Below are 23,804 nucleotides of genomic sequence, written 5' to 3'. Positions count from 1 at the left end.
ATCGACCGGGTCAATCAGATAAGGAACTACAAGATCATCTGTGCGTTCGACCTTGATAGCTTACACAGATTTGAAGACCTTTTCAGGTCGCATCACCTGAAGTTCAAGCGTGTCCGCCAGGTGAAGTCGATGGCGAGCAATATCATTACGAGTGAATGGGTGGTGCAGGGGCGGAGAAGAATCATCGGAGTGTGGCGCGGGCGTTGATGGGTGATGGGGGGGTGATGGAGTTTGAGTATTGAGAAAAAAATCCTGGAATCGATTAACCAGTTCTGTATAGCGATCCCGAAAAAGGGCTCGGGTATGATTAGGTCCGCGCGGTATCTGCCCCAGGTACCTCAGACGACGACGTCGTCCAAATTCCTGCTTAAGGAGGCGTCCGGGTGTTAGAAAACGCTGAGGGTCCGAGGTCCTTTCGAATACTCCCCCACCCTGCAGCTGGTTGATGCCCTCTTTCTCCGTCCACTGCTGGTTGCTGTCGACGGGATCCGCGATGCCGCACCAGGGTTCGAGGCAGAGAAAGTCGGCGCCGGGGAAGGCCCAGATGCCGAGGAACGGAAAATCGGGGAAATCCATCCGGAGCCCTCTTTCGGTGCGGTCAGACCGCAGCGTGACGGCCGAAGAAGCCGGGTGTTTGAGGACCAGGGCATCGCGGGCGAAAAGCGATTTATTCAACGGGAGTCTGTTGGTGTTGCTGAACAGCGGCTCGGGGGTCCTTTCGATCAGCCCGTCTTTGGAGATGGGCCAGCGGCCTGCGTTCTCGGTCTTGTCGAATTCGAGGTAGTAGTCGCTATAGTCCGTTCCGGGTGCCAGCGGGACTTTAAAAGCGGGGTGGGCACCGACGGAGAACCAGATGTCCTTTGCTGTGGGGTTCGTCACCTGGTAGGTGGTGGTGAAACCCTTCGGGGTGAGCCGGTAGATCACGCGCAGCTCGAAGTCGAAGGGATAGACGGCCTTTGTCTCTTCGTCGCTGCGGAGCAGGAAAGTAATGGCGTCGCCTGACCGGGATTCGACGGTAAATTCGCGGTCGCGTCCAAAGCCGTGTCTGGGCAGTGTGTAGGGCTTGCCTTCAAAATAGTAGGTATTGGCCTTGAGGGTGCCGACGATGGGAAACAGCAGCGGCGAGTGTTTGCCCCAGACGGCCGGGTCTCCGCCCCACATATATTCGAGCTGGTGGGTCTTGTGGAAGATGCTCTGCAGTTCGGCGCCTTTCGGGTGGATGCTGAGCCTGAGCTGTTGGTCTTCGATCGTAAACATAGCCTTAAAATTTAACCGCAATTTAGTACTTTCGGGATATGTTACGCTATCTGGAAATAGTCTGGACCAGTTTTAAAATGGCTTTGCAGGAATTCCGGTCCAATAAGCTGCGGACTTTTTTGTCTCTGCTGGGGATCACTTTCGGGATCTTCTGCATCATTAGCGTATTGTCTACGATCAGTAGTATGCAGATGGCCGTCAACAACGACCTGAAGGCGCTGGGCAACAAAACGATCTATATCGACAAATGGCAGTATGGCGGGGGCCCTGATTATCCCTGGTGGAAATTCATCAAGCGGCCCGTCCCCAAATACGAGGAGATGAAGCTGCTGAAACAGAAAGTGCCGGACGCTTCGCATATTTCATTCGGTCTGAACGCCAACTCCAACGTGGATTATGGTGACAATTCGCTGACGGGTGTCTCCTACTATGGCAATACCGAAGATTTCGACAAGATCCAGCAGTTTACGATCGGCTATGGCCGTTATTTCCAGCAGGCCGACTTCGACAGGGGCACTCCCTATGTCGTCCTCGGCTACCGTATTGCCGAAAGGCTGTTTGGAAGGGCCACCAGCGCTGTTGACAAGACGGTCAAGCTGAAAGATGGCAAGAATGCGCTCGTCGTCGGGGTCATCGAGAAACAGGGCCAGAGTCTGCTCGGCGGCTGGGACTATGACAACAGCATCCTTCTGACCTACGGATTTATGCGGCAGATGTTCAAGGAGGAGAATGCCCAGCCGGTGATACTCGCGCAGGCGGAAGGAGGAATGACTACCCAGGCGCTGATCAACGAGCTGGAAGGGGCGATGCGTTCTATCCGCAAGCTGAGTCCCACGCAGGAAAACAATTTTGCCCTCAACGATATCGATTCGCTGAGCAAGTTCTTCGATCCGATATTCAGCGGTATGAATATCGGCGGCTGGTCGATCGCGGCGCTGTCGCTGATCGTGGGGATGTTCGGGGTCGCCAATATCATGTTTGTGACTGTTCGGGAGCGGACGAGCCAGATAGGCCTCAAGAAGGCTATCGGCGCAAAGCGCGGCGTGATCCTGACCGAATTCCTGCTGGAGTCGGCCTTTCTGTGCATCATCGGAGGGGCGATCGGGCTGCTGGCGGTGTTCGTGCTGACGCTGGTCTTCTCGGCAATACTCAATTTCCCTGTGTATATTCCGCTAAACATTATCGTCATGGCGGTCGTCATCTGCCTGTTCACGGGGGTGCTGGCCGGTATTATTCCCGCCTTTATCGCGGCCCGGATGGATCCGGTGGTGGCGATCCGCAGTAAGTAGTATCTTTGCGCCCATGCAGAAAACGAACGAGGGGCCGGTGATCATCCTGGCGATAGAATCTTCCTGCGACGAGACCAGCTGCTCCATCAGCCGTGATGGGGTTATACTTTCCAACGTTATTGCGGGGCAGGCCGTGCACGAGCAGTATGGCGGGGTGGTTCCCGAGCTGGCGAGCAGGGCCCATATGCAGAATATAGTTCCCGTCGTCGACGCCGCGATGAAGAAGTCGGGCTGTACGATGGACGAGCTGAGCGCTATCGCTTTTACGCAGTCGCCGGGGCTGATCGGATCGCTGCTGGTGGGGTCGCAGTTCGCGAAGTCGCTGGCGATGTCGTTGAAGATCCCGCTGATCGCGGTGCATCATATGCAGGCGCATGTACTGGCCAATCTGATACCGGGGGCGGCTGCGCCTGCGGCGGGTTCGGGCACTGCGGCGGGTTCGGCGGTTGCGGCGGATGCTGCTCCTCTCCCATCCTTCCCTTTTCTCTGTCTGACGGTCAGCGGTGGTCACACGCAGATAGTGGTCTGTCACTCGCCGCTGAAGCTGGAAGTGATCGGTGAAACGCTGGATGATGCGGCGGGCGAGGCGTTTGATAAATCGGCCAAGCTGCTGGGACTGCCGTATCCGGGTGGGCCGCTGATCGATAAATATGCGAAAGAGGGCAATGCCGGCCGTTTTTCTTTTCCCGAGCCGCAGATACCGGGTCTGAACTTCAGTTTTAGCGGACTAAAAACGGCCATTCTGTATTTCCTCCAGGAGCAGAAGGCGAAAGACCCTGAATTCGTGCATAAGAACCTTGCCGATATCTGCGCCTCCATACAGGGGCGCATCATCTCGATACTGCTGAACAAATTGAAGAAAGCCGCCCGTGAGACGGGTATCAAAGACCTCTGCATCGCCGGCGGGGTATCGGCGAACAGCGGGCTTCGGACTTCCTTCCGCGAGACGGGAGAGAGCCTGGGATGGAGGACTTTTATACCGGCCTTCCAGTATTGTACGGACAATGCGGCTATGATCGCGATCACGGCGCATTTCAAGTATCTGGCCGGGGATCTCTCGCCGCTGACGGTGAGTGCAAGCGCCCGCGCGGAGTGGTAGTATGCACGCCGGGTGGTAGTGTGCACGCCGGCTGGTAGTGTGCACGTCATGCGGTAGTGCGCGCCAGTCGGTAGCGAGTTACAATCCCAGATATTTACTCAGAGAATTATAATTGCTGACGTCGACGGCGTGCTGTTGTATGCCGGTGGCCACGGTCCCTGTGACGGCAACGACCTTGAACCGGTAGGACGGGATCACGGCGGTAGACAGATTGTTGGGCACTGTTCCTGTCGGGCCGTTGGCGGTATAAAAATAGTGCAGCCGCACCAGATCCGGTGGTCGGCACAAAAACGATATTGACGTAGTACTGGGCGCCGAAACTCAGGAACGTGTACGGCACCGGAACCCAGCCATTGACGCTGTCTGTATAAGGCGCGAAATAAGCCAGCACCATTCCGCTGGCGAGGACATCCTTTGTAATTTTGGTGAAGGCCTGGTCATGGTACCTTGTAAAATATTCCGTAAAGGCGCCGGTACCGGTGGAGAGGATATAGGCCGAATTCCAAAGCCAGTCTGCGTTCTTCACGGTGAAAGTATCGACCATGACGTTGGCGTTGCCCTGTGGGCCGGTGGGTCCGGGGGCTCCTGTAGCTCCCGTCGGTCCGGCGGGCCCTGCGGGACCGGTGTCGCCCTTCTTACAGGAGATGAGGGAGACAATAAGGAGCGTGGCCGTTGCGATGAACAGCCTGGCGGATGTCTTTTGCATGATTGTATTTGTTTACACAAACATAGTACTAGCGCCGATATACAGCAATACCATTAGAAGGGTATTTTCGATACTTTTGCGGCGATGGCGAATACCTATTTCCAGTTCAAACAGTTTACGGTCAATCAGGACCAGTGCGCCATGAAGGTATGCACGGACGCCTGTATCCTTGGTGCCTGGTTTGCCCAGAAGACGCCGGCGTGGTCGCATGTACTGGATATCGGCAGCGGGACGGGGCTGCTGATGCTGATGCTGGCGCAGAAACACAAGGGGGAGATCAGGGGGATCGAGCTCGACCTCGCCGCCTACCGGCAGTTGAAGGACAATATCGGACAGAGTCCCTGGAAGGGTATGCTGAAGGCGTTCCCGGGCGATGTCCGGTCGTTCTCCTTCCGGGTAAGTTCGATTTTATCATCAGCAATCCTCCTTTCTTCGAGGGGGATCTTCATTCGGCTTCCGAAGCGTCGAATCTGGCCAGGCATAGTAAGGAGCTGACGTTGGGTGAGCTGCTGACGGTGATCGACGCGAATCTTACTCCCGAGGGGTCTTTTGGGATCCTCCTCCCCTATCACCGGACGGGATGGTTTGCGGAGCAAGCCGTGGGCCGCTATGGTTTTTTCTGCGGGAGAGTCTGATGGTCAGGCAGACGCCGAGACACGATTTTTTCCGGAGTATTCTTTATTTCTCACGGCACCGGGAGGCGTCGGCTCCGACGACGGAGTTGACGATTCAGGATAGTGAGGGGGGTATACCCAGGATTTTGTGGAGTTGATGAAGGATTATTATTTGTATTTGTGAGGACGCGGTTCACGCGGGGTCGGGTTTGTGGTTCACGGGCGGTTTACGCGGGCGGGGGATCGTGGTTCACGCGGGGGTCGGAGGATCGCGGTTCATGCGGGATTACGGCTGGTTCGGGGATCGCGGTTCACGTTCGGTTCACTCGGCTGGCCGAAAAAACCCCGACGAATGCCGGGGCCGTTGGACAGATGCAATTCATTTTCTTAGTTGGATAACCCCAGGTATTTACTCAGTTCTATATAATTACCGGTGTTGACGTGGTCTCGCCTCATGGCGGTTCCGATCGTACCGCTGGTGGCCACGATCTTAAACTTATAGGTACCGATAACGGTCGTCGAAGCATCAGGTATCGGGTATCCCGCAAGGCCGATAGCGGAGAAGAAGAAGTGCAGTCTGACTACGCCTGGCATTGTTTCAAAAACAAAATTGTAGTTGTATTTATCGTTGAAACTAAACGAATAGGGCAAGGGCGACCACTTGATTGGGGTTGCTGTTGTTGGGCGTAAAGAAGACCATTACTTCGCCTTTATCCAGCACGTCCTGGGTTACGCTGGTGAAGCCGCGGTCGTGATATCTTGTAAAGACTCCGCCGGCAACTCCCGGTGTGCTGAAGTTGTAGACCGAGTTCCAGATCCAGTCTGAGTTCATCAGGGTAAAGGTGTCAACTTTGACGTTGGCGTTCCCCTGCGGCCCTTGCAGGTTGATGGGCATCCCCCATCCGCTGGCAGTTTTGGGGCCGTACAGCAGATAGCTGGTCTTGTCCGAGGTAGTAGTCCCCTGTGTTGCCGAGGGAACCCGCGGGCGCGCCGTTGCCGGAGTAGATCTGGCTACCAGGGGTGCCGGGTGCACCTCTTAGAGACAGTCCCGCTCCCCATCCGGAGGACGTTTTCGGGCCGTAGAGGGTCGCGGTTGCCACGTCAAGGTAGTAATTGCCGTTATGTCCTAAGGAACTGGTGGGCGCGCCCTCCCCGCTGAGGATGATGGTGCCGTCCGGCCGTCGGCCCCTCTGGGGCCGGATTTGGGAACATCCGGTAGACAGAAACAATACGAACAGGAATGATAAGGCCGTACAGCAGAGGGTAGCTGTAAAGTGTTGTCGTTGCATAATGATTGGGTTTATGTTTGGTTATAGAATAAGGGGTTGAAACGACAAGATTGGCTTTAAGGAGGGAAATTAGCGGTAGGTGGGGAACGGAGAGGAAATGAATTTAAGCTATTTTTTTGGATAACTGCATTAAAAGTCGTTTGGCGTTTCTAACGGTGTGGAGTATCTGGGTGTTATGGTTCACGAAGCGCAGGGAGCCCGCGGTTCACGCGGGGTTTGAGGGGCGTGGTTCACGCGGGAGTCGGGAAACGCGGTTCACGCGGGGGTGGAGGATTGCGGTTCACTGGGGATTACGGCTGGTTCGGGATCGCGATTCACGTTCGGCTCACGTTCGGTCCACGTTCGGTTCACTGCCGGTTCACTTTCCCGAGGCGTAATTTTCGAGATACTTATACGGCGTCGTCAGCTCGCCCTTCCCTCACCATCGTGGCTCTTTCGATAATGGGCGAACCTCCTCTTACCAGCGGGTCGAGGACGTGTTTGATCAGTTGCTCGCCAAAATAGCGGGAGGCGTCACGGGGTAGTTCGTTGGGCAGGTTGCCGACGGCCATCATGTCGATGGAGCCGGGAAGATAGGGACCTGTACGCAGCCGGGTAGTCTTGTCTACGCCATAGACGGGGTCCGAGATTGGGGTGTCACCAAGGTTACAGGGAACGGAGCCTTCGCGGTCGTCGGTGATATCGGCGATGGTGGCTATTCGGAATTCGGGCCGGGCGAGGTCTTCCCATTCAAAGAGGCGAGGCATGTCCCTGTCCCAGTAGATGCCGTTCATCAGGATGTCGGCCGTAAGGGTATAGGGAAGGAATTTGCAGCGGTAGTCCTGCGGGCGCTGGTGAAAGTCTTCGCGCTGGTAGCCGCCGTCTTTGATCCGCCCGTAGAGTGCGGCGCCTTTCAGCTGCGTAAAAACGGGGTATGAGAAATTCCTTTCGAGAAACTCGTCGGGTTCGACCTCCACGATCTCCAGCAGATTCATTACTTCGAGTACGCCGTGTGCCACGCGTCCCGAGCCGGTGACGGCCACCTTGATCTCCGGCAGCCGCAGCCCGAAATAGGTATGGATCAGTTCGCGAAGGCTTTGTTGCTGGTGTACCCTACCCAACTGGTAGAGGCCGGTGCGTTTCCCGTAGGCCATGATGCCGTTGTGGGCGCCGACGACCCCTGCAAAGAAACCGAAGCCGAGGATGCGCTGGCCGTCGTCGTGTTCGAGGCATTCGTAGTCGATCAGCGTGATCTTTTTGTCGAGGATGGTGCGGAACATCCGCTGGTTGTAGGGCTGTTCCTTCTTTGTATGGGAGAAGAAGAGATAGGTCTTGCCGGCGATGAGGGCGTCAGGAGTGACCTCTTTGATCCCGAGCAGGACATCGCAGTTCGAGAGGTCGTCAGTGACCTCGACCCCGGCGCTGGTATATTCGCGGTCGGTATAGCAGCGGTCCGGCGAAGACTGCGCCAAGACCCTGACGCCGGGGGCGTTCTTCTGTATCCATTTACCCTGGGCCGGAGTGAGCGCAACCCGGTTGTCAGCGGGCACTTTCCCTTCGCGTAGTAGGCCTATCGTTAGCATCCTGAGTCGTTTAGCGTTGGTATTACGAACGACCGAAGATATAATTTTTATTTCCTTTTTGGCCGGGAAACGCTAATTGCGTAATATTGCGTCCCGCACAAAATGCCCAGATGGCGGAACTGGTAGACGCGTCAGACTCAAAATCTGGTTTTCGCAAAGAAAGTGCAGGTTCGATTCCTGTTCTGGGCACCCTAGGTTTTAATCGATTAAGAAGGCCGTGATTATGCGGCCTTTTTTATTTGCAAATAATTTGCAAACAAGTTTTTGATGGATATATAGCTGTCAATGTTTGTTGTGGCTACCGCTCTACATTGTCAATTGGCACTCCTACAATAAACATCAAACACTTTGAGCACATTCTCAACCCTCAGTTGATACGGCAGACTCTGAAGCCCTTGCAAGGAGGTAGCGGCCTCAGCCTTTTATGACTCTCATGGAAGATTAAAAACATCAACATTTATATCAAAGGTTTATCGTCTATACTTCGCCGTATACGAGGACATGAAATATATTGCCCAGTACAATCAGCTCACCGGCAAATATATTCGTCGTGCTGTTCTCCAGCGAAGGCAAAAGACCTTTCCTGTGCATTTCGTATGTCGTTATGAGTGTTTCCATTATGCCCAGGCCCAACAGGGACGGGTCTGACGTTTATTATGGCAGGAATGGGAGAAAGGAAGCAGGGGCAGCGGATCAAAAAGATCGGGTAAAAAATCCGTGGCGACCGTTTTTAATCTATGGCGTCTGCTGTTAATCGATTTTGTCGCGTTAGTGGTGATGCCTCCGCTCACTGGCACAGCCGTCGCCAATTATTGCAGGCACCAGTGGACCCTGAACTATCAATATTGAACATGCATCGCCTGGCGGTTCTTGGCATAACGGCAATGGCCTCCCCTGCCAGTTCTATTGCCGGATTTGGCAGCAAGTGAGACCTTACGGAGGTGAAAAGCCTCAATTACTCCCGGCCGCGCCATTTTGGGTGCCGGAATTAAAGGTTGGTGCGTTCCCCGGGGTAACCGTATGAATTCCGGGCTTTATAGAGTTATCGGAATATGGGGCATAGTTGGGATCTGTGTATGGGTCATAGTTCGGATCGTAATAGGGACTGTTGGGGTCCAAATAAGGATTGTAGTAGGGGTCGGAAGAATACCCCGTATAGTAATACGAATCAGGAACAACCACATCTTTCGTACAGGAAGAAAGAGCTAGAAGCGCGGCGGAAACAAAAAATAGCGTTTTCATATATTAACAATTTATCGTAACGAGACTGATATCGCTATTCAGACATTTTCCATGAATGAAAGTTCAATGCATTAAAAAGGTTTAATGGGATATTAAGCTAATTTTAATGCGTCGCACGCCATTAGATCAGGAAGGCTGACTCTGGAGCTGCGGAGGAGCAAACACGAAACTCTGCCTATTCTGGTAGGAAATAATATTCAATTGTATTGTTACAATGTATGAGATGATGGTCCCGCCGTCGGCAGCTATCAATCCCCCTAACCGTTTACGTTTCCTCCATTGTCTATCCTTGCCAACGAGCTCTTTTAGGAGATGACGGCCGGGGACGGACGCAACAATCCCTTCAAATAGAAAACCCCTGTAGAAACAGGGGTAGAACCAAAACTAACTGCTTATGAGAAAATTGACTCCTTGTGAAAACGTTCCATATTTTAATCAAAAAATACTTATACAAAGATAGCCTTACAACGAAGGGAAACGTGTTAAAATTATCCGTTATTCCGCCAAAAGGTATTATTTAATCTCAACTATCAGGTCTTTGAAGGTTTCGTTAAAATAGTGGAGTCGTAAGCCAGCATTAGCACGATGTCGCTAGCTCCTGACAAAAGCAAAGCCATGGAAATTAACTCAGCCTGCGCGGCTTCCATACCCCAAAAGATCCCGGAATTGGCCAGCCTTCGTTACTTATATTGCTCGGGTAGTTGTAACTCCACAACCGATCAGGCACTATCGGTAGGGCCAGTTTAGAGATCAGTTCTCAAATTATGGCATTGTCGAATACCATCACAAACTATACTTCGGCAATAACAAACCCTCGCGTTATGGCCTCGTATTATGGAGCGGGATCGGTGCTATCGGATCCGGATTCGCTCAATCCTGGTTTCTTAATCCGCTGCCAAACTGCGGAATCGGTTTTCAATTTGAAATACAGCCGCGCCGTATTGTCTATTTAAACGCGGGAAAACCGATCCACTATATATGCGAACGTTCAAGCGGCAATATACGGCTGAAAGATACATATGCCGAAGAAAAAATCGATTAGTTAAGCCAATAACGTAATCTTCGCCATTATTTTAATTAAAAATGAAAATATGTTAAGCCGCACAAAACAGTATATCTATTAAAACTGACTTAAAAGCAAACCTGCTTATTACATATCGAACGTTTACCGCTAACTTTATGTCCGGTTCATTTTATTCTGCAGATCATAGAGAGTCCTTCGCCGGCCATTGCCCGGATCGCCTGCCATATTTCCCGGGTAAATCAGGGCATCGGCAAATCGTGCCGGCGAAAGGATTCTCGCCAATTCCAGATTTACTTTCACTCAATATGCAATTGTTCCACCGGAACAATCATCAGCGGGATTCGTCGCACGGCAGATACAGGTCGCGTCAACAAGAGGTAAGCAACGACCTGAGCCATGGATTTCCTCGCGTTACAAACCAGGATGAGACCGGACTTTATCATTAATCCATACTCCATCGTCGCCCTTGCAAGATTACTTCCTTTTACCAGCATACATTTCACTTCCAGGTTCGTGCTATTCTGGAACAACTGGCAGGCTTTTAAGAAAAACTCATCCCCCGATTCATTCTCACTATCATTCATGAGACCGACGAGGTGAATATTCGCTCTAAAAAGTCTTGATAGGCGTACAGCCAGTACGAACTTACCGGCTGGCAAAGAATGCTGGACAGGTAGAATAATATCTTTCAAAAACCCGATATCGGCATGCCCGGGTAAAGAAAGAACCGGACATGCCAACCGGCGGGAAAGTATGTTGGACCGAATCATCCTGACTGGAACCGAAAGCAACGAACCTTCTCTTTTCCAGGTAAGAACGAGGTCAATTTGATTCGTTTGGGCATATAAGATCGCCTCTTTTGCCGGCCGATTCCTCGTCAAAACTATGGTCGGTATCAGATCATTTATTACCCGGGATTTCCAGTCAACACGTATCCCTTTCCGGTAACTGTATAGATACATTTTTGACTAAACCCATCTTCGATCTTTTTCCGCAAAGAATTAATAAAGGCAGCAACTCTACGTTCCTTATCGCAGCATCCCTTCCCCCAAATATTAGACGCGATCTCGTCGCGTGAAACAATTCTATTCTTGTTCCGGATCAGAAACTGAAGGAGCAGAAACTCTCTTGCCGACAAGAGGATCATTTGGCCGTCTCGTCTGACCTCCCTGCTATCCAGATCGACTAAAATATCACCCGCTGCTATCAGGTTTTCCCTCACAAAGGGTCTGAGATATCGCTTTGTCAATACTTTCACCCTCATCACCAATTCTCTGAAATCCTCTGATAAAAAAACGTAGTCATCCGCACCCGCCTGAAAAACCTCAATTTTGCGAACGGCCGCTTCAGAGGACACCATCATCACAGGCATACTGCTATTTGTATTCCTTATATACTGACATAGATCGCAACCACTCATATCTGGCAGCCCAAAGTCTATCAAAGCCAGATCATAAGCGTGCTGATTGAATAATCGCTGGCCTATGTTTCCTTCTAAAGCCAGATCTACCCGATAATTCTCCTGCACCAATAAGTTGAAGATCTTGTCAGCGACGATCTTCTCCCCTTCAGTCAGGAGTATTCTTTTCCCATGCATAACAATTCCTTTTGATGAAAAAAGTCAATCAATAAATGGCACATTAAATACCTGGAATTCCTATGTATAGATGGGGGGACCCCGAAGGGAATAGACAACTTTGTCAGAAAAGATAAATACCTGGCGAAAAGAATAAAATTCGCTTTTGCAAAAGGCGAAGACAGGATATATTGCAATTCCCGGCGAAAGCAACGCAAATGCGGACTTTAATTCATAGCGCTTATCAAGAGAAAGAGAGGAGATATTCCTGTGGCCAAGCAATGAAGCCTTATTTTGAGCATAAGGTTCAGCACGTACGCCTTTATAAGGATGTGAACTGTTAAAATGGGAAGAAAAGTTAGCGCAGAGATAAAATTTATGAGACAACTGTGAGCCAAAGAGAGCAATGTATAACAAGAACAGTACGCCCTTGAAAACAATCCGGTACTTACTATATCTGAAAAGGCTCATGGTGTTTAGATCCTCCCTTAAGGGATTGGCAATCCATCTCTAAGCTACTAAATCCAGTCAATATGTGCAGAATTATTTCCAAATTGTACCTGGATTAGTCGTCACTGCCGGCTGCGATGCCTGATCGCCCCGAGGATACAGTAAAAACCCGCCTGCCAAACCCAATATCCATTCTTTGTTGGCTATAGCTTGTCCAATTGCCATCACGCCCATTACGAGGCGAAGCACCCGCATGAGATTCCAGCCGGTTATTATTTTTTTCATTTTTCTCCTTTTTATTCGGAACGTCAGTGTTAGCGTATCTCCTTTTCCAGCGAGTTCCAGGGGCCTCCGTTATATGTTTCGAGACCGGCGGCTTCCAGAATCGATTTCGCCATTCCACTTCTGGCTCCGCTTCGGCAACAGGTAATGACCGGTTTGTTCTTTTTCTTCAATTCGGAGACAACTCCTTTCACCTGGTCTACAGGAATATTGATAGCTCCTTTTATATGTCCGGTGCTGAACTCCTGCGGTGTCCGGACATCCAGGATAATCGCACCGCCCGCGTAGATCGATTTGAGATCGGCAGGCTTTCCAAAAAGGTTCTTAAATAAATTTGGCATCGCATTCTTATTTTAAATGGTTATAATAAAGTTATCGGGCTCACGTAATCAGAAATCGGCATTGCTCCGCATTCTTTGATGGCTCTGAATCCTCCCCGGACATTCACCAGATCACTATATCCCCTTGCCCGTAGAACGGAGATAAAGATCATCGAGCGGTACCCCCGGGTGCAATGAACATATGCCGGTTTATCCTTTTCAACGTCCAACATATGCTGATTGATAAAATCCAATGGGATATTCACTGCATCAACAAGATGTTCGCTGCGATATTCACTGTTCTTGCGGACATCCAGAATGGGCAGCGGGTTTGTCTTTAGTTGAATAACCAGGTCTTTCGCAGACACCGAAAGAACGATATCCGTCTCCTTTCCTGCGTCCTTCCAGGCGGCAAAACCTCCGGCCAGGTAGCCGACCGTATGATCGAGACCGACGCGCGCCAGCCGGGTGATCACCTCTGCTTCGCGGCCTTCTTCCGTAATAAGCAATATCCGTTGATTGATGTCGGGAATAAGCGCGCCTGCCCATGGAGCAAAGTTTCCATCGATGCCAATATTGATCGAATTAGGAATAAACCCGGCAGCAAAGACCTCCGGATCACGGGTATCCAGTAAAAGGGCGCCCGTCTCACCAGCTGCTTTATCGAACGCATCCGGCGAAAGCGCCTGCTCCCTCTCCTGATCACCCGGTCAATACGTTCGTACCCCATTTTATTAAGAAGGGCATTAAATGGAAAATACGATGGCGGCGTCACAAGGCCGGTGGTGATCTCCTGGATGAACTCCTCTTTTGACATTCCCGGAAGCAGCGCATAGTTGGTAGATTTCTGATGACCAAGCGTATCGGTTGTCTCGCTGCTCATCTTCTTACCGCATGCACTGCCTGCACCGTGCGCGGGATAGACGACCACATCATCCGGCAAAGGGATGATCCGGTTGTTTAATGACTCGTAGAGAAGACCGGCCAGTTGTTCCTTTGTAAGGCCGGCAGCTTTCTGCGCCAGATCAGGCCGGCCGACATCTCCGATAAACAATGTATCACCGCTAAACAAGGCTTTTGGATGACCGGATTCATCAGATACAAGGTAACACGCACTCTCCATGGTATGCCCTGGTGTATGTAACACCTTTATGGTAACATTCCCCAACTTCAGCTCCTCATTATCAGCAGCGATATGAGCCTCAAAAGACGGATCGGCATTCGGCCCGAATACGATCAAAGCCCCCGTCCTGTTAGCAAGGTCCAGATGGCCGGAAACGAAATCCGCATGAAAATGGGTCTCCAGCACGTATTTGATCTGAGCCTTGTCGCTTTCCGCCTTTTGAATGTAAGGCTCCACTCCCGCAGTGGGTCAACAATTGCCGCTTCGCCACCGCTTTCAATATAGTAGGCGCCCTGAGCCAGGCAACCCGTATATATCTGTTCTGTTTTCATGGTCTGCATTTTTACTAAGGCAAAAGTAAACTGGCTAACCATCCCTGACCGTGACATAAATCACGCAAACAAAATCTCCCGGGCCATTATATAAATTCCCATTGCCAGGACAAACCACCCAAATCCGGCCTTTAATTTCTCACCCCGGATCCTCTTACTCAAATGCCCTCCCACGAAGATTCCGGCTATTGACATCAACGAGATCGTTAGCAACAGGCCCCAATCGATGCGCTGGTGTCCCAGATCGCCCGTAAACCCGATTAAAGAATTCAGCGCTATGATCAGAAGAGATGTACCGATAGCTTCCTTCATCGGCAGCCTGACCAGCAGGACCAGCGAAGGGATCAGCAAAAACCCTCCCCCAGCCCCCAGTAAACCGGTAACCAATCCAATACCCAGGCCATTCATCAGGAGCTTCAACAAGGGAGTGCTTTTATCTGCGGCAGCATTTGTTTTGCTCCCTAGCACGGCTCTGATCATGGAAACAGCGCTGCTAAGCATCAGCGCAGCGAAAAGGACCATGATCAAGAGCTCCTTGGTAATTGTATGCGACCGGATATGGGCTATCTCTTCGGGAATTGCCGGCATGATAAATTTCCGCGTCAGGAAAACGGTCGCGATGGACGCTATTCCGAACAATAAGGCCGTTCTAATACGAACCAGTCCGTTCTTGTAGTTATTCCATGCCCCTACCAGGCTGGATGATCCAACTACAAACAGAGAATAGGATGTAGCGAGTGCCGGAGACACATTAAAAAGGTAGACCAGTACCGGCATGGTGAGAATAGACCCACCTCCGCCGATAAGCCCCAGAGAAATCCCGATTAAGGCTGAAGCAAAGTATCCGGCTATTTCCATATTACATTTTCAGCAAATATCAAATAGGAAAAGCTCCAAAACCGTGACTATTGTCACAACAAGGCATAGATGGCAATGAACAGGGATGAAAAGTACCCTTCGGTATAGATGCTGAATTGTAACCGGTGGTCATTACATTTGTCCTGCATACTTTTACTACCTATGGTCGAAGAACAAAAAATAAGCGCCCTATTCCCGTCTTTTGAACGTGAACTCGTCGGCAGCATGAGCAAACAAGCCGATTTAAAGGAATTCCGGGCAGGTCAGCTGATGATGAAAACCGGACAAAATGATCATGGCCCGGGCGATGACAGATGCAGAAAGCATTAGCATTCCCCTCGAATTTATGGCCAAATGGATGACGCAATATAAAACCTGGTATCATTTTGTCCTGGAATCCTATCGCTCCCGCTTCGAAGAATTGTTGACAACCGTTGACCACATCGCTTTCCGAAATATGGACGAGCGGCTTTTGTTCTACCTGAAAGGGCAGAAAGAAACGCTGAGATCCAACAAACTCTATCTTTCCAATACCGAAATAGCCTCCGACTTAAACTCTTCAAGGGAAGTGATCACACGATTAATGAAAAAGCTCGCGGACAGGCATTTAATACGGCTCGACCGAAACTATATCGAAATTCTCAGCCTTGAATTTTAGCACCGCAGCTGTAGGCTTGAGATGGCGGATGGCAAATCCATGTTAATTTCCGATGTTGTCGAGTCATAAATGCTGCTACAGCGAAGACCTATTAACCGTTAAAAGCATTTGGTTATTGGCATATTCGGTTTTAAAGCGAAATCCGACTCAACTCGTAAGAAAGCACTACCGTCTGTCAATGCTTCATCCTTTTCTGTAAAATATGCCAATGCCAGAATAAAGAAATGGGAAAGAAGCGGAGACGAAGTACATCGTAGATTTTATAGAAGACAAAAGGAAATGTATGGCGATCTAAGAGAGAAAAGGGAATTTCAGAATAACAGTCATAAAGATCCCCCGCCTAAAAAGACGGGGATTATCATATTGTAAATACCTGATAAAAGCCCAAGTTATAAACTTGAAACAAAAATTCGAATTTTTCAGGGTTAAAACGCTCGGCAATTTTTCGAAAGTTTGTTAAATTACCTTCCCATTCTCTCCCAGCCTCCTCTAATATCGGCGACTTTAATTTCCATTTAACGATCATTAACAAACATTCAACCTGATCGTTTATAATTTTGAAATGGGAACTTGTCGATCTTACGCCACCAATAGTCGACATATGAAACTCAAACAAAAACGACATTACAACCAAAGTCTGTCCACCAGAACAACCTTTGCGCAGGAAAGTACCGCCCGAAAAACCCACAAATAATATTGGCAAAAACGCACCCTGCGACGCTGAGACTGTTGCCCGATTAAACCTTTTAGCAGCAAACCCTCCTTTTTGTTCGTGGCAACGCCAAAAGAAAATGACCTTCATGACTTTCCCATTTGATATATTTGAAATCATCTCTCCTGTATAAATAAAACGTATGAATATTGCGCTTTCAAAATTTGTAGACCGACTTAAAGAAAATCAACAATTCAAATGCCGCATCTGCGGTGCTTCAAAATATGTTACCGATCAAGGGAACCATGAGCTGACGTTTCACTGTTCTTCCACGGAAGCCAGGTTCTGGGACTTTGAAAGAGGCTCAAATGAGCAACTAAAAGCAAAGCAACACTGGGACCAATCTAAGCAGGAACTATTCCTCAGCGCGACAGACGTCATGAGATTGGTTAATGAAAACGACTCCCCTCAGAGTCAGATCGCCTCTCCGACGAATCCGGCAACAGTTGATACTGCCACCTTGCTACGACGTCCTACAAGGCTCTGGACTAAGGAAATATACTGTGGAATGACCCGCTTAGGTTTGGCTGAGGAGAAAAAATTGCCGGGGGACAAAGTCGCCAGCACGGGTTCAAAAATATCGTTTTTCGATCGAAAAACAGACCTTACAATTTCTGGCCGGGATTTGCCGCGTAGCTCCGAAGCAGAAAGCCGGGCTTTTTCCGATGTTCGTATGAATAAAAAAGAACCTTCCTGAGTGCGAATAGAACTCGCTTGAAAGCTGATTCCCAAAAAGCGCCAGGCCGGCGGCAAAAGAATCAATTAAAAACGATCAGAAGGATTTTATGTCTAACCAGAGGCATTCGATATGACCAAAAGTTAACTAATCTTTAATCAATTATCACAGCCGGTCATTTTTTTCCAATCTATAAATTGGCTGCTTTAAGTAGAAGTTGGAAAGGCGTCTTGCAAGCGGGGCAAAATTCGGATTCAAGTTGGTCCGAACTTTAGCGGAGGCGGCGCGCATTTTGAATTTTAATTGCTTTCGAAACTCTGTTAAATCTTAAAAAAAGGCGAAGGAAGCTTAAGGAACAACCGCCAATTTTATACTTTACATACATTTCTATCAGGATTCAATCGACAGGAAAGTCAGTTGAACCCCTAAAACGCCAGACATGAAAACACTGACCCAATGGGACGTTGAAGGCCTTCGGGGAGAGCTCTTCCATATGATTCTCTTTGCTATGGCACTGGTGCTGATCGGAGAGTATTCATTGGATTTTAAGGATTATGCCGCGGCCGCGATGTTCGATACTGATAATGGTTGTATGGCTAGCTGTCTATTCCATAAAACTGTATCGAGCTCGAGGAAAATCTGCCTGATGACAGCCGAAGCTTCGGATTTCTTATACTGGCAATATCTTTGAAAAAAAACGAGGATTACTCTTTGCCCTTATTTTCATTTTCGAAGGAATTGCCATCATGGCTACATGGATGATATTGCTAAAAATACAGCGTGAGGATTGGCTAATTCCTTCTTTTGCCCTCATTGCAGGACTACATTTTCTTCCCCTTGCCAGGATTACTCGTCATAATTCCTATTACATATTGGGAATGTGGATTTGCGCGGTCGCCGTTACCGGTTATTTGTTGACAAATCGCAGCATGATCACCATTGAAAGAATCAACACCTTTGTAGCCTATGGTTGTGCTGCCGGGGCCGTGGCCGATGGTTTTGGAATCATGGTTCGTAAAAAGGGAGTTTAAGCGCCGAATTTCAGGCAAGGGCTTAAAAATGAAGAAGCATACCCTCGAACATTCCGAGAGGTAGGCAACTGATATCTCCCGCGGCCGAAGGGATAACATTTATCCCGCCTGATAATAGCCATTTTCAACAGCCATTTCAAGGTTTGTACATCACAAAGATTTGACTCAAATCCAACGGAGACCCCTTGATTTATTTCTTTAAGGCTGAATTGTTAGCCATTTTGCAGGGTATTGCAGGTCTAGCTCTCGACATTGAGTGTATTATACTTAGAATGGGGTAAGAATGCAGGTCAGCGTGAAGCTACCGAGCACACAGAATTATGGAAAAAGAAAAAAATCCCCAGAATAGGGTTTTCTAATAGAAATTATCGTAATATTGCAATGAAACAATACCAAATGGGGTTAACCAAATCGGAAATATTCACAGATAAGCAGAACAAGCTGGCCGCTATGATGAAGGCCCTGGCCCATCCTGCCCGTATCGCCATCGTGCAACATCTGATAAAAACCGATGCCTGCATAAACGGGGATTTAGTCGAGGTTCTCGGGCTGGCGCAGCCGACAATATCTCAACATTTGAAAGAGCTGAAGACTGCCGGTCTCATTCAAGGTACTATTGAGGGGACGAGCGTTTGCTACTGCATTGAACCTAAGACCTGGGCGCTGTACCAAAAAGAAATTGGTGCTCTATTCGCTGCCTATAAAGGGCCGGACAGCTGCTGTTAAGGGTGCTTTTTTTGCCTTGATTCATCGCAATATAGCAATATCTAAATTAACATAGCCATGTCTGACAAACACAAGCTACTCTTTGTCTGCATCCACAACTCCGCTCGCAGCCAGATGGCCGAAGCCTTCCTTAAAAAGTATGCTGCCGATATTTTTGAGGTGGAAAGTGCCGGTCTTGAGCCCGCAGAACAAATAGATTGTTGAACATACTAAAAATTACTACCATGCAAACAACAGAAGAAATCAAAGCACTTGTGCGCGAAAAATACAGCGCCATCGCCCTTCAGGATAAGGACACTAACCAAGCGTCCTGCTGTGGTTCCAGGTGTTGCTCTATCGAGACCGCAAATATCATGACCGACGATTATAGCCATCTTGAAGGTTACAATCCCGAAGCAGACCTGGGGCTCGGCTGCGGACTGCCCACCCAATTCGCAAAAATCGAGAAAGGCGACGTTGTAGTCGATCTTGGGTCCGGTGCAGGCAATGACTGTTTTATCGCCCGCAATGAGACTGGCGAGTCCGGCAAGGTTATCGGGATCGACTTTACTCCTGCAATGATCGACAAAGCCCGCGCCAACGCCGAAAAGCTGGGCCTCAACAATGTCGAGTTCCGGCAAGGCGATATTGAAAAGATGCCAATCACCTCGAACGTGGCCGACGTCATTGTTTCCAATTGTGTGCTCAACCTTGTTCCTAATAAATACGGTGTTTTCAGGAAATATTCCGCGTGCTCAAGCCCGGTGGACACTTTAGCATCAGCGACGTAGTATTGGAAGGTACCCTGCCCGGAAATATCCAGCAGGCTGCCGAGATGTATGCAGGGTGCGTATCCGGAGCCATTCAGAAGCAGGCCTATCTGGAATTGATCGATGTCACTGGTTTTGTCAATGTCACTATCCAGAAAGAAAAGCCCATCATCATCCCTGACGACATCCTCTCCCAATACCTGAGCGCGGAACAGATGACCGCCTTTTAAACAATCTGGCACCGGGATCTACAGCGTTACGGTCTATGCCGAAAAACCGAAAGAAGCCAAAACCTGCTGCGGCCCCGACTGCTGCTCCTAACCCCCAAAATCGGTAAATGTTAAGAAAGTCCGTCTCAGAAATAATAGGAACATTCGCGCTGGTCTTTTGTGGTACGGGGGCTGTGGTCATTGACACCCAAACAGGAGGTGCGGTTACACATGTAGGCGTCGCCATCACTTTCGGGCTCGTCGTCATGTCTGTGATCTATGGTCTTGGAGAGATTTCGGGTGCGCATCTGAACCCTGCTGTTAGTATTGCTTTCGCCCTGGCGGGGAGGTTGCCGGCAAAATCCCTTGTTCCCTATATTGCCAGCCAGTTGGTTGGTGCCCTTTTGGCCAGCCTGACGCTCCGGCTCCTGTTTCCTTCTGACGACCTTCTTGGCGCTACCCTCCCGGCAGGATCAGCTATGCAGTCCTTTGTCCTGGAAGTGATTCTCACTTTCTTTTCTGATGCTGGTGATTATGGGTGTATCAACCGGTCCAAAGGAACAGGGTCTATTTGCGGGTATAGCCATAGGGTCGGTAGTGCTGCTGGAAGCGATGTTTGCCGGGCCGATCTGTGGCGCATCCATGAATCCCGCCCGATCCCTGGCTCCAGCAGTCGTATCGGGTCATCTTGAGTATCTTTGGGTTTATCTTGTTGCGCCTGTTGCAGGCGCGGCCATTGCCATACCCACCTGGAAATATCTAAACAACAAAAAATGAAAATAGCGCTCTTTTCAGACATACACGCCAACCTCCCTGCCCTCGAAGCCTTTTTTGCCAGCGTCGAAACCCAAAAGCCTGACGCCATTTATTGTCTTGGCGATCTGGTCGGCTATAATATCTGGCCCAACGAAGTCATCAACGAAATCCGTCGTCGCGGTATTCCCACAATCGCCGGAAACTATGATTTTGGTATCGGCCGCATCAGCGATGACTGCGGCTGCGCCTATAAAACAGACGACGAGAAAGCTAATGGAGCGGTCTCTATCGCCTTCACCAACCAGATCGTTAAGGATCAGGAACGTGCTTACCTCCGAACCCTTCCTGCCCACATCAAGGTCGAGTTTCAACTGAATAACGATAAGCTCAACCTCCTGTTGGTCCATGGCAGTCCCCGCCGCATCAACGAATATCTGTTTGAGGACCGGGAAGAGAAAAGCCTGCTGCGGATCATGCAGGACGCAGATGCGGATATCATGTGTTTTGGTCATACCCATAAGCGCTTACCATCGGATACTCCCGTCTTCACCTGAAGCCCAGCCGCATTACCGCCATGCCATTAATATAGGCTCGGTTGGAAAGCCCAAGGATGGCGACCGGCGCGGCTGTTATGTCCTGCTTACTATCAAAGAGGACAGCAACGCCACCCAAAAGGACAGTATTCAGGTCAGAATTTGTGCGTTTTGAGTACGATTTTGAAAAGGCAGCTAAAGCTGTCGAAGACAGTCCGTTGCCGAATGCCTACGCCGAAGCCCTACGAATCGCTAAATAATATGCACTCATGACCATTGATGAATATCTGCTGGAAAACAAGCCCGAAGCTGACTTCATGCTATTAACAGCCCCCTGCCCGCAGAATTTGCTGATATGCTCCGCAAAGCCTATTAAGCGGGTTTAATTCGTAACTTCATGAACATGAAAATTCAACCTTTGTCATCCGAACACTGGCCTGCTGTGAAAGCCATTTACGAAGAAGGTTTGGCTACGGGAAACGCTAGTTTCCAGACCAGCGCCCCTAGCTGGGAGGATTGGGATAAGTCCCACCGGCACATAGCCGTCTTGTCGCGCTCGAAGGTCAGACAGTGGCGGGATGGGGCTGCGCTTACTCCCGTTTCCGGGCGTTGTGTTTATGCAGGGGTGGCGGAGGTCAGCGTTTATGTTGCCTGGGATCAGCGCGGTAAGGGCATCGGAAAAACTTTGCTGGAGGCTCTGGTCACAGCAAGCGAAGCCAACGGCATTTGGACCCTTCAGGCGGGAATCTTTCCTGAAAATACGGCGAGTATCCGTCTCCATGAAGGCGCTGGCTTCCGGCAGGTAGGTAAACGGGAGAAAATTGGTAAGATGGGGGACCGCTGGCGTGACACGATATTATTGGAAAAAAGAAGCGAAACCATTGGGCTATGACCTCCGTTGAAAAATTATGGTTGCGGCTTCAGCCGCTGGACCGCATTCATTCGCCGTCTTTCGCCAGCGGTCACTCGCTCTGGTCGATTACAGAAGCCTATATATTCAGTGAGATCATACCGGCTCACCGCGCAGATTTTTGCAACGCGCGGAAGAAGTCCGCTGGTCAAGGGAACTAATGGGTATACATTACCCTAGTGACAATGAAGCGTCCCGGGTAATTGGATGGCATTTATTGGCTGATTGGTATCGTAATCCCCAGTTCATCAGAGACATGGAAAAAGCAAAAGCCGAATGGATTGGACGGCGATCTGACTCCCACCCATGATAGTGTCCGATGGCGCAAAATAGATGACCTGATCACCTTCCTTTTTTAAACAGGAATTTTCGATGCGTGACTCCCCAGGTCGAAATGGCGTCAATTACCCCGCTTAAAGTCTTGCCATGTTCCGTTAGCTCGTATTCCACAGTTATCGGTTTCGTAGGCATCACCCTTCGGGCCACTATTGCATTTTGCTCAAGTTCCTGTAACTCTTTAGAGAGCATTTTAGCAGCAATACCTTCTATCCCACGCAGCATATCCATAAAACGCACCTTACCAAATAGCAGGAGCCATCCAATAATCTGAATTTTCCATTTTCCCGATAACAAGATCATCGTATCCTTTATCGCAAGTAATTGCTCCTTACAATCAGGTGCTTGCGGGGCTGGCTTTTTTGCATTCATATAATTCGAAATTACTGTAATCGCTTTATCAAAAACCACTTGATTTCCTAAAGGAAACCAGTTTCTAAAGGGTAACAGATAACAATTGTAAAGTTAGTTTAAAATAATTTTGTGCCGTAAATATTTGACCCATGCAGAAAGAAAAAAGGATCTATTGGATAATTACTGTTATCGGAATGGTTTTGATCGTGCTTCCATCCTATTTTGCCCCGCGGGCATACTTAGTCGAAACCATACACAGACTTAGCTTCCCTGCTTATTTCAATCTTGAATTGGACATCTGTAAGATCGTCGGTGCGGTAATTATCCTCATCCCGGCCGTCCCAAGGATGTTTAAAGAATGGGCATTTGTCGCTTTCGGAATATTACTGCTTTCCGCAAGCCTCGCACATTGGCTCGCCGATGGTGCCGCAAAAGGTATGGCACCGCTGATCCCGTTTGCAATACTCGGTGTATCTTATTACTATTTCCGGAAATTGAATTATGCAAAACAATAGGAGGAGAAAATGAAAATCGACATCTGGAGCGATATTATGAAAAGCTTGCAGCCCGGCGGATGCACCAGGACGTCATGCGCCTTCCACCGATCCTACAGATTTGTATTGTTGGTAAATATCGAGCGCCAGCTGCGGTTACTCTGTAATATTTTTATCACGTGACCGAGTCTTTGGAACCACAAAGGGAGTACTTCATATTCCTTATAATACCATGAGATAGGCCCATTAAGGTGTTTGGCCAGTTTGGGATTTTCCTTGAGCAACAATTTGTTGGCAACTAAAAGGTCATTCAGAATGAGGCCGATCATTCTATCCCTTTTCTCCTCGATTATCTTTTGCACCAGGCACTGGCGTAGTCCGACCGATTCCCAGTTGAGCAAGCACAGCCTGTCGAGAAGCCTGACATATTTGAGTACTTTTTCCGTGAGGCCGAAGTCCCAGTTCTTATTCTTAACGATATCCTCAAAATACAATTCCAGATGCAGGTCAAGTTCCTCATCGGACAGACCGGCTTCCACGCCCTCGTTGAAGAATCTTTTATACGATTCAACATGGTTCTTCCTGTACTCGTTGAATTTGTCGAAATCGGAGTGAATAGCCCAGGTTAGGGAGTTCT

General features: G+C 49.4%; 30 protein-coding genes, 1 tRNA gene and 3 pseudogenes. 17 read left to right on the top strand and 17 right to left on the bottom strand.

Translation table 11 applies throughout. From position 1 onward, the window contains the following. Positions 1-60 precede the first annotated feature (60 nt). Positions 61-1,257, bottom strand: a complete 1,197-nt coding sequence (locus ACQ86N_RS15960) for an aldose 1-epimerase family protein (protein WP_431216006.1) — start codon at positions 1,255-1,257, stop codon at positions 61-63. Between the two features lie 38 nt (positions 1,258-1,295). On the opposite strand from ACQ86N_RS15960, the gene ACQ86N_RS15955 reads away from it, so the two are divergent. Both ACQ86N_RS15955 and tsaD read left to right on the top strand, forming a co-directional pair. Then, the gene (locus ACQ86N_RS15955; protein ID WP_431216005.1) at positions 1,296-2,546 is read left to right on the top strand and encodes an ABC transporter permease; all 1,251 of its coding nucleotides are present in this window, start codon (positions 1,296-1,298) and stop codon (positions 2,544-2,546) included. A 13-nt stretch (positions 2,547-2,559) separates the two neighbouring features. Next, positions 2,560-3,645, top strand: a complete 1,086-nt coding sequence (gene tsaD / locus ACQ86N_RS15950) for a tRNA (adenosine(37)-N6)-threonylcarbamoyltransferase complex transferase subunit TsaD (protein WP_431216004.1) — start codon at positions 2,560-2,562, stop codon at positions 3,643-3,645. Between the two features lie 106 nt (positions 3,646-3,751). On the opposite strand, the gene ACQ86N_RS15945 is transcribed toward tsaD, so the two are convergent. Beyond that, a complete protein-coding gene (locus ACQ86N_RS15945) occupies positions 3,752-4,351 on the bottom strand; it encodes a collagen-like triple helix repeat-containing protein (RefSeq protein ID WP_431216003.1) in 600 nt (199 codons plus the stop codon). Between the two features lie 84 nt (positions 4,352-4,435). On the opposite strand from ACQ86N_RS15945, the gene ACQ86N_RS15940 reads away from it, so the two are divergent. Together ACQ86N_RS15940 and ACQ86N_RS15935 are read left to right on the top strand one after the other, a co-directional pair. Further along, positions 4,436-4,846: a hypothetical protein gene (locus ACQ86N_RS15940; protein WP_431216002.1), complete on the top strand. Its 411-nt coding sequence runs from the start codon at positions 4,436-4,438 to the stop codon at positions 4,844-4,846. A 2-nt stretch (positions 4,847-4,848) separates the two neighbouring features. After that, positions 4,849-4,986, top strand: a complete 138-nt coding sequence (locus tag ACQ86N_RS15935; protein WP_431216001.1) for a hypothetical protein — start codon at positions 4,849-4,851, stop codon at positions 4,984-4,986. A gap of 366 nt (positions 4,987-5,352) precedes the next feature. On the opposite strand, the gene ACQ86N_RS15930 is transcribed toward ACQ86N_RS15935, so the two are convergent. The 3 genes from ACQ86N_RS15930 to ACQ86N_RS15920 all read right to left on the bottom strand — a co-directional run bounded on the left by ACQ86N_RS15930 (position 5,353) and on the right by ACQ86N_RS15920 (position 7,816). Continuing rightward, entirely contained in the window at positions 5,353-5,559 is a 207-nt protein-coding gene (locus ACQ86N_RS15930) for a hypothetical protein (RefSeq protein WP_431216000.1), read from the bottom strand. Positions 5,560-5,599: 40 nt separating this feature from the next. Beyond that, positions 5,600-5,998: a hypothetical protein gene (locus ACQ86N_RS15925; protein WP_431215999.1), complete on the bottom strand. Its 399-nt coding sequence runs from the start codon at positions 5,996-5,998 to the stop codon at positions 5,600-5,602. Positions 5,999-6,643: 645 nt separating this feature from the next. Further along, complete coding sequence (locus tag ACQ86N_RS15920; protein WP_431215998.1) at positions 6,644-7,816, bottom strand: NAD(P)-dependent oxidoreductase; 1,173 nt, start codon at positions 7,814-7,816, stop codon at positions 6,644-6,646. 104 nt (positions 7,817-7,920) lie between these two features. On the opposite strand from ACQ86N_RS15920, the gene ACQ86N_RS15915 reads away from it, so the two are divergent. Further along, positions 7,921-8,005 (top strand) — tRNA-Leu (locus ACQ86N_RS15915). Between the two features lie 288 nt (positions 8,006-8,293). Here ACQ86N_RS15915 and ACQ86N_RS15910 read toward each other — a convergent pair. The 9 genes and pseudogenes from ACQ86N_RS15910 to ACQ86N_RS15870 form a co-directional block, all read right to left on the bottom strand. Beyond that, a complete protein-coding gene (locus ACQ86N_RS15910; RefSeq protein WP_431215997.1) occupies positions 8,294-8,434 on the bottom strand; it encodes a hypothetical protein in 141 nt (46 codons plus the stop codon). Between the two features lie 333 nt (positions 8,435-8,767). Continuing rightward, positions 8,768-9,058, bottom strand: a complete 291-nt coding sequence (locus tag ACQ86N_RS15905; protein WP_431215996.1) for a hypothetical protein — start codon at positions 9,056-9,058, stop codon at positions 8,768-8,770. A gap of 1,320 nt (positions 9,059-10,378) precedes the next feature. Then, entirely contained in the window at positions 10,379-10,774 is a 396-nt protein-coding gene (locus ACQ86N_RS15900; protein ID WP_431215995.1) for a hypothetical protein, read from the bottom strand. A 215-nt stretch (positions 10,775-10,989) separates the two neighbouring features. Next, a complete protein-coding gene (locus ACQ86N_RS15895) occupies positions 10,990-11,679 on the bottom strand; it encodes a response regulator transcription factor (RefSeq protein ID WP_431215994.1) in 690 nt (229 codons plus the stop codon). A 522-nt stretch (positions 11,680-12,201) separates the two neighbouring features. Further along, entirely contained in the window at positions 12,202-12,393 is a 192-nt protein-coding gene (locus tag ACQ86N_RS15890) for a hypothetical protein (protein ID WP_431215993.1), read from the bottom strand. A 29-nt stretch (positions 12,394-12,422) separates the two neighbouring features. After that, entirely contained in the window at positions 12,423-12,731 is a 309-nt protein-coding gene (locus tag ACQ86N_RS15885; RefSeq protein ID WP_431215992.1) for a rhodanese-like domain-containing protein, read from the bottom strand. Positions 12,732-12,751: 20 nt separating this feature from the next. Beyond that, positions 12,752-13,342: a rhodanese-like domain-containing protein gene (locus tag ACQ86N_RS15880; RefSeq protein WP_431217436.1), complete on the bottom strand. Its 591-nt coding sequence runs from the start codon at positions 13,340-13,342 to the stop codon at positions 12,752-12,754. 338 nt (positions 13,343-13,680) lie between these two features. Further along, positions 13,681-14,019: pseudogene (locus ACQ86N_RS15875) on the bottom strand (MBL fold metallo-hydrolase); the annotation flags it as partial. A 206-nt stretch (positions 14,020-14,225) separates the two neighbouring features. Then, positions 14,226-15,023, bottom strand: a complete 798-nt coding sequence (locus tag ACQ86N_RS15870) for a sulfite exporter TauE/SafE family protein (RefSeq protein WP_431215991.1) — start codon at positions 15,021-15,023, stop codon at positions 14,226-14,228. A 295-nt stretch (positions 15,024-15,318) separates the two neighbouring features. Between ACQ86N_RS15870 and ACQ86N_RS15865 the strand changes: the two genes are divergently transcribed. Next, a complete protein-coding gene (locus ACQ86N_RS15865; RefSeq protein ID WP_431215990.1) occupies positions 15,319-15,681 on the top strand; it encodes a Crp/Fnr family transcriptional regulator in 363 nt (120 codons plus the stop codon). A 358-nt stretch (positions 15,682-16,039) separates the two neighbouring features. Here ACQ86N_RS15865 and ACQ86N_RS15860 read toward each other — a convergent pair whose 3' ends face one another. Further along, positions 16,040-16,483, bottom strand: coding sequence for a hypothetical protein (locus ACQ86N_RS15860; RefSeq protein WP_431215989.1), 444 nt, complete (start codon positions 16,481-16,483; stop codon positions 16,040-16,042). 52 nt (positions 16,484-16,535) lie between these two features. Between ACQ86N_RS15860 and ACQ86N_RS15855 the strand changes: the two genes are divergently transcribed. The 10 genes and pseudogenes from ACQ86N_RS15855 to ACQ86N_RS15810 all read left to right on the top strand — a co-directional run bounded on the left by ACQ86N_RS15855 (position 16,536) and on the right by ACQ86N_RS15810 (position 21,965). After that, a complete protein-coding gene (locus ACQ86N_RS15855; RefSeq protein WP_431215988.1) occupies positions 16,536-17,090 on the top strand; it encodes a hypothetical protein in 555 nt (184 codons plus the stop codon). Between the two features lie 418 nt (positions 17,091-17,508). Continuing rightward, on the top strand, positions 17,509-17,760 hold the full coding sequence (locus tag ACQ86N_RS15850) for a hypothetical protein (protein ID WP_431215987.1): 252 nt from the start codon (positions 17,509-17,511) through the stop codon (positions 17,758-17,760). Continuing rightward, the gene (locus ACQ86N_RS15845) at positions 17,735-18,100 is read left to right on the top strand and encodes a DUF7010 family protein (RefSeq protein ID WP_431217435.1); all 366 of its coding nucleotides are present in this window, start codon (positions 17,735-17,737) and stop codon (positions 18,098-18,100) included. Before ACQ86N_RS15850 ends, ACQ86N_RS15845 begins: the two co-directional genes overlap by 26 nt. A gap of 252 nt (positions 18,101-18,352) precedes the next feature. Then, positions 18,353-18,826: an ArsR/SmtB family transcription factor gene (locus tag ACQ86N_RS15840; protein WP_431215986.1), complete on the top strand. Its 474-nt coding sequence runs from the start codon at positions 18,353-18,355 to the stop codon at positions 18,824-18,826. Positions 18,827-18,883: 57 nt separating this feature from the next. Then, positions 18,884-19,030 carry a hypothetical protein gene (locus ACQ86N_RS15835; RefSeq protein WP_431215985.1) on the top strand — a complete coding sequence of 49 codons (147 nt, stop codon included), beginning with the start codon at positions 18,884-18,886 and terminating at the stop codon, positions 19,028-19,030. Positions 19,031-19,050: 20 nt separating this feature from the next. Further along, positions 19,051-19,805, top strand: a pseudogene (locus ACQ86N_RS15830) (arsenite methyltransferase). Between the two features lie 107 nt (positions 19,806-19,912). After that, a pseudogene (locus ACQ86N_RS15825) lies at positions 19,913-20,251 on the top strand (MIP/aquaporin family protein); the annotation flags it as partial. A 55-nt stretch (positions 20,252-20,306) separates the two neighbouring features. Then, complete coding sequence (locus ACQ86N_RS15820) at positions 20,307-20,561, top strand: aquaporin (protein WP_431215984.1); 255 nt, start codon at positions 20,307-20,309, stop codon at positions 20,559-20,561. Beyond that, a complete protein-coding gene (locus ACQ86N_RS15815) occupies positions 20,558-21,094 on the top strand; it encodes a metallophosphoesterase family protein (RefSeq protein ID WP_431215983.1) in 537 nt (178 codons plus the stop codon). The genes ACQ86N_RS15820 and ACQ86N_RS15815 overlap by 4 nt, the downstream gene beginning before the upstream one ends. 382 nt (positions 21,095-21,476) lie before the next feature. After that, positions 21,477-21,965 carry a GNAT family N-acetyltransferase gene (locus ACQ86N_RS15810; RefSeq protein ID WP_431215982.1) on the top strand — a complete coding sequence of 163 codons (489 nt, stop codon included), beginning with the start codon at positions 21,477-21,479 and terminating at the stop codon, positions 21,963-21,965. A 360-nt stretch (positions 21,966-22,325) separates the two neighbouring features. Here the strand turns inward: ACQ86N_RS15810 and ACQ86N_RS15805 are convergent, their stop codons facing one another. Then, positions 22,326-22,691, bottom strand: coding sequence for a winged helix-turn-helix transcriptional regulator (locus ACQ86N_RS15805; protein WP_431215981.1), 366 nt, complete (start codon positions 22,689-22,691; stop codon positions 22,326-22,328). A gap of 131 nt (positions 22,692-22,822) precedes the next feature. On the opposite strand from ACQ86N_RS15805, the gene ACQ86N_RS15800 reads away from it, so the two are divergent. Next, positions 22,823-23,188 carry a DoxX family protein gene (locus ACQ86N_RS15800; RefSeq protein ID WP_431215980.1) on the top strand — a complete coding sequence of 122 codons (366 nt, stop codon included), beginning with the start codon at positions 22,823-22,825 and terminating at the stop codon, positions 23,186-23,188. Positions 23,189-23,280: 92 nt separating this feature from the next. Here ACQ86N_RS15800 and ACQ86N_RS15795 read toward each other — a convergent pair whose 3' ends face one another. Next, positions 23,281-23,706 carry a hypothetical protein gene (locus ACQ86N_RS15795; protein WP_431215979.1) on the bottom strand — a complete coding sequence of 142 codons (426 nt, stop codon included), beginning with the start codon at positions 23,704-23,706 and terminating at the stop codon, positions 23,281-23,283. Positions 23,707-23,804: the final 98 nt, after the last annotated feature.

The sequence above is a fragment of the Puia sp. P3 genome (genome assembly GCF_050632245.1).
Lineage (GTDB): Bacteria > Bacteroidota > Bacteroidia > Chitinophagales > Chitinophagaceae > Puia.
The sequence above is the reverse complement of the archived record's forward strand: the minus strand, read 5'-3'. Positions and strand labels throughout refer to the sequence as shown.

Coding starts and splice junctions, on each gene's coding strand:
- ACQ86N_RS15960 (WP_431216006.1), bottom strand. CDS start 1,257: ATGTTTACGATCGAAGACCAACAGCTCAGGCTCAGCATCCACCCGAAA.
- ACQ86N_RS15955 (WP_431216005.1), top strand. CDS start 1,296: ATGTTACGCTATCTGGAAATAGTCTGGACCAGTTTTAAAATGGCTTTG.
- tsaD (WP_431216004.1), top strand. CDS start 2,560: ATGCAGAAAACGAACGAGGGGCCGGTGATCATCCTGGCGATAGAATCT.
- ACQ86N_RS15945 (WP_431216003.1), bottom strand. CDS start 4,351: ATGCAAAAGACATCCGCCAGGCTGTTCATCGCAACGGCCACGCTCCTT.
- ACQ86N_RS15940 (WP_431216002.1), top strand. CDS start 4,436: ATGGCGAATACCTATTTCCAGTTCAAACAGTTTACGGTCAATCAGGAC.
- ACQ86N_RS15930 (WP_431216000.1), bottom strand. CDS start 5,559: ATGCCAGGCGTAGTCAGACTGCACTTCTTCTTCTCCGCTATCGGCCTT.
- ACQ86N_RS15920 (WP_431215998.1), bottom strand. CDS start 7,816: ATGCTAACGATAGGCCTACTACGCGAAGGGAAAGTGCCCGCTGACAAC.
- ACQ86N_RS15910 (WP_431215997.1), bottom strand. CDS start 8,434: ATGGAAACACTCATAACGACATACGAAATGCACAGGAAAGGTCTTTTG.
- ACQ86N_RS15905 (WP_431215996.1), bottom strand. CDS start 9,058: ATGAAAACGCTATTTTTTGTTTCCGCCGCGCTTCTAGCTCTTTCTTCC.
- ACQ86N_RS15895 (WP_431215994.1), bottom strand. CDS start 11,679: ATGCATGGGAAAAGAATACTCCTGACTGAAGGGGAGAAGATCGTCGCT.
- ACQ86N_RS15890 (WP_431215993.1), bottom strand. CDS start 12,393: ATGAAAAAAATAATAACCGGCTGGAATCTCATGCGGGTGCTTCGCCTC.
- ACQ86N_RS15885 (WP_431215992.1), bottom strand. CDS start 12,731: ATGCCAAATTTATTTAAGAACCTTTTTGGAAAGCCTGCCGATCTCAAA.
- ACQ86N_RS15870 (WP_431215991.1), bottom strand. CDS start 15,023: ATGGAAATAGCCGGATACTTTGCTTCAGCCTTAATCGGGATTTCTCTG.
- ACQ86N_RS15865 (WP_431215990.1), top strand. CDS start 15,319: ATGGCCCGGGCGATGACAGATGCAGAAAGCATTAGCATTCCCCTCGAA.
- ACQ86N_RS15860 (WP_431215989.1), bottom strand. CDS start 16,483: ATGAAGGTCATTTTCTTTTGGCGTTGCCACGAACAAAAAGGAGGGTTT.
- ACQ86N_RS15855 (WP_431215988.1), top strand. CDS start 16,536: ATGAATATTGCGCTTTCAAAATTTGTAGACCGACTTAAAGAAAATCAA.
- ACQ86N_RS15850 (WP_431215987.1), top strand. CDS start 17,509: ATGAAAACACTGACCCAATGGGACGTTGAAGGCCTTCGGGGAGAGCTC.
- ACQ86N_RS15835 (WP_431215985.1), top strand. CDS start 18,884: ATGTCTGACAAACACAAGCTACTCTTTGTCTGCATCCACAACTCCGCT.
- ACQ86N_RS15820 (WP_431215984.1), top strand. CDS start 20,307: ATGCTGGTGATTATGGGTGTATCAACCGGTCCAAAGGAACAGGGTCTA.
- ACQ86N_RS15815 (WP_431215983.1), top strand. CDS start 20,558: ATGAAAATAGCGCTCTTTTCAGACATACACGCCAACCTCCCTGCCCTC.
- ACQ86N_RS15810 (WP_431215982.1), top strand. CDS start 21,477: ATGAAAATTCAACCTTTGTCATCCGAACACTGGCCTGCTGTGAAAGCC.
- ACQ86N_RS15805 (WP_431215981.1), bottom strand. CDS start 22,691: ATGAATGCAAAAAAGCCAGCCCCGCAAGCACCTGATTGTAAGGAGCAA.
- ACQ86N_RS15800 (WP_431215980.1), top strand. CDS start 22,823: ATGCAGAAAGAAAAAAGGATCTATTGGATAATTACTGTTATCGGAATG.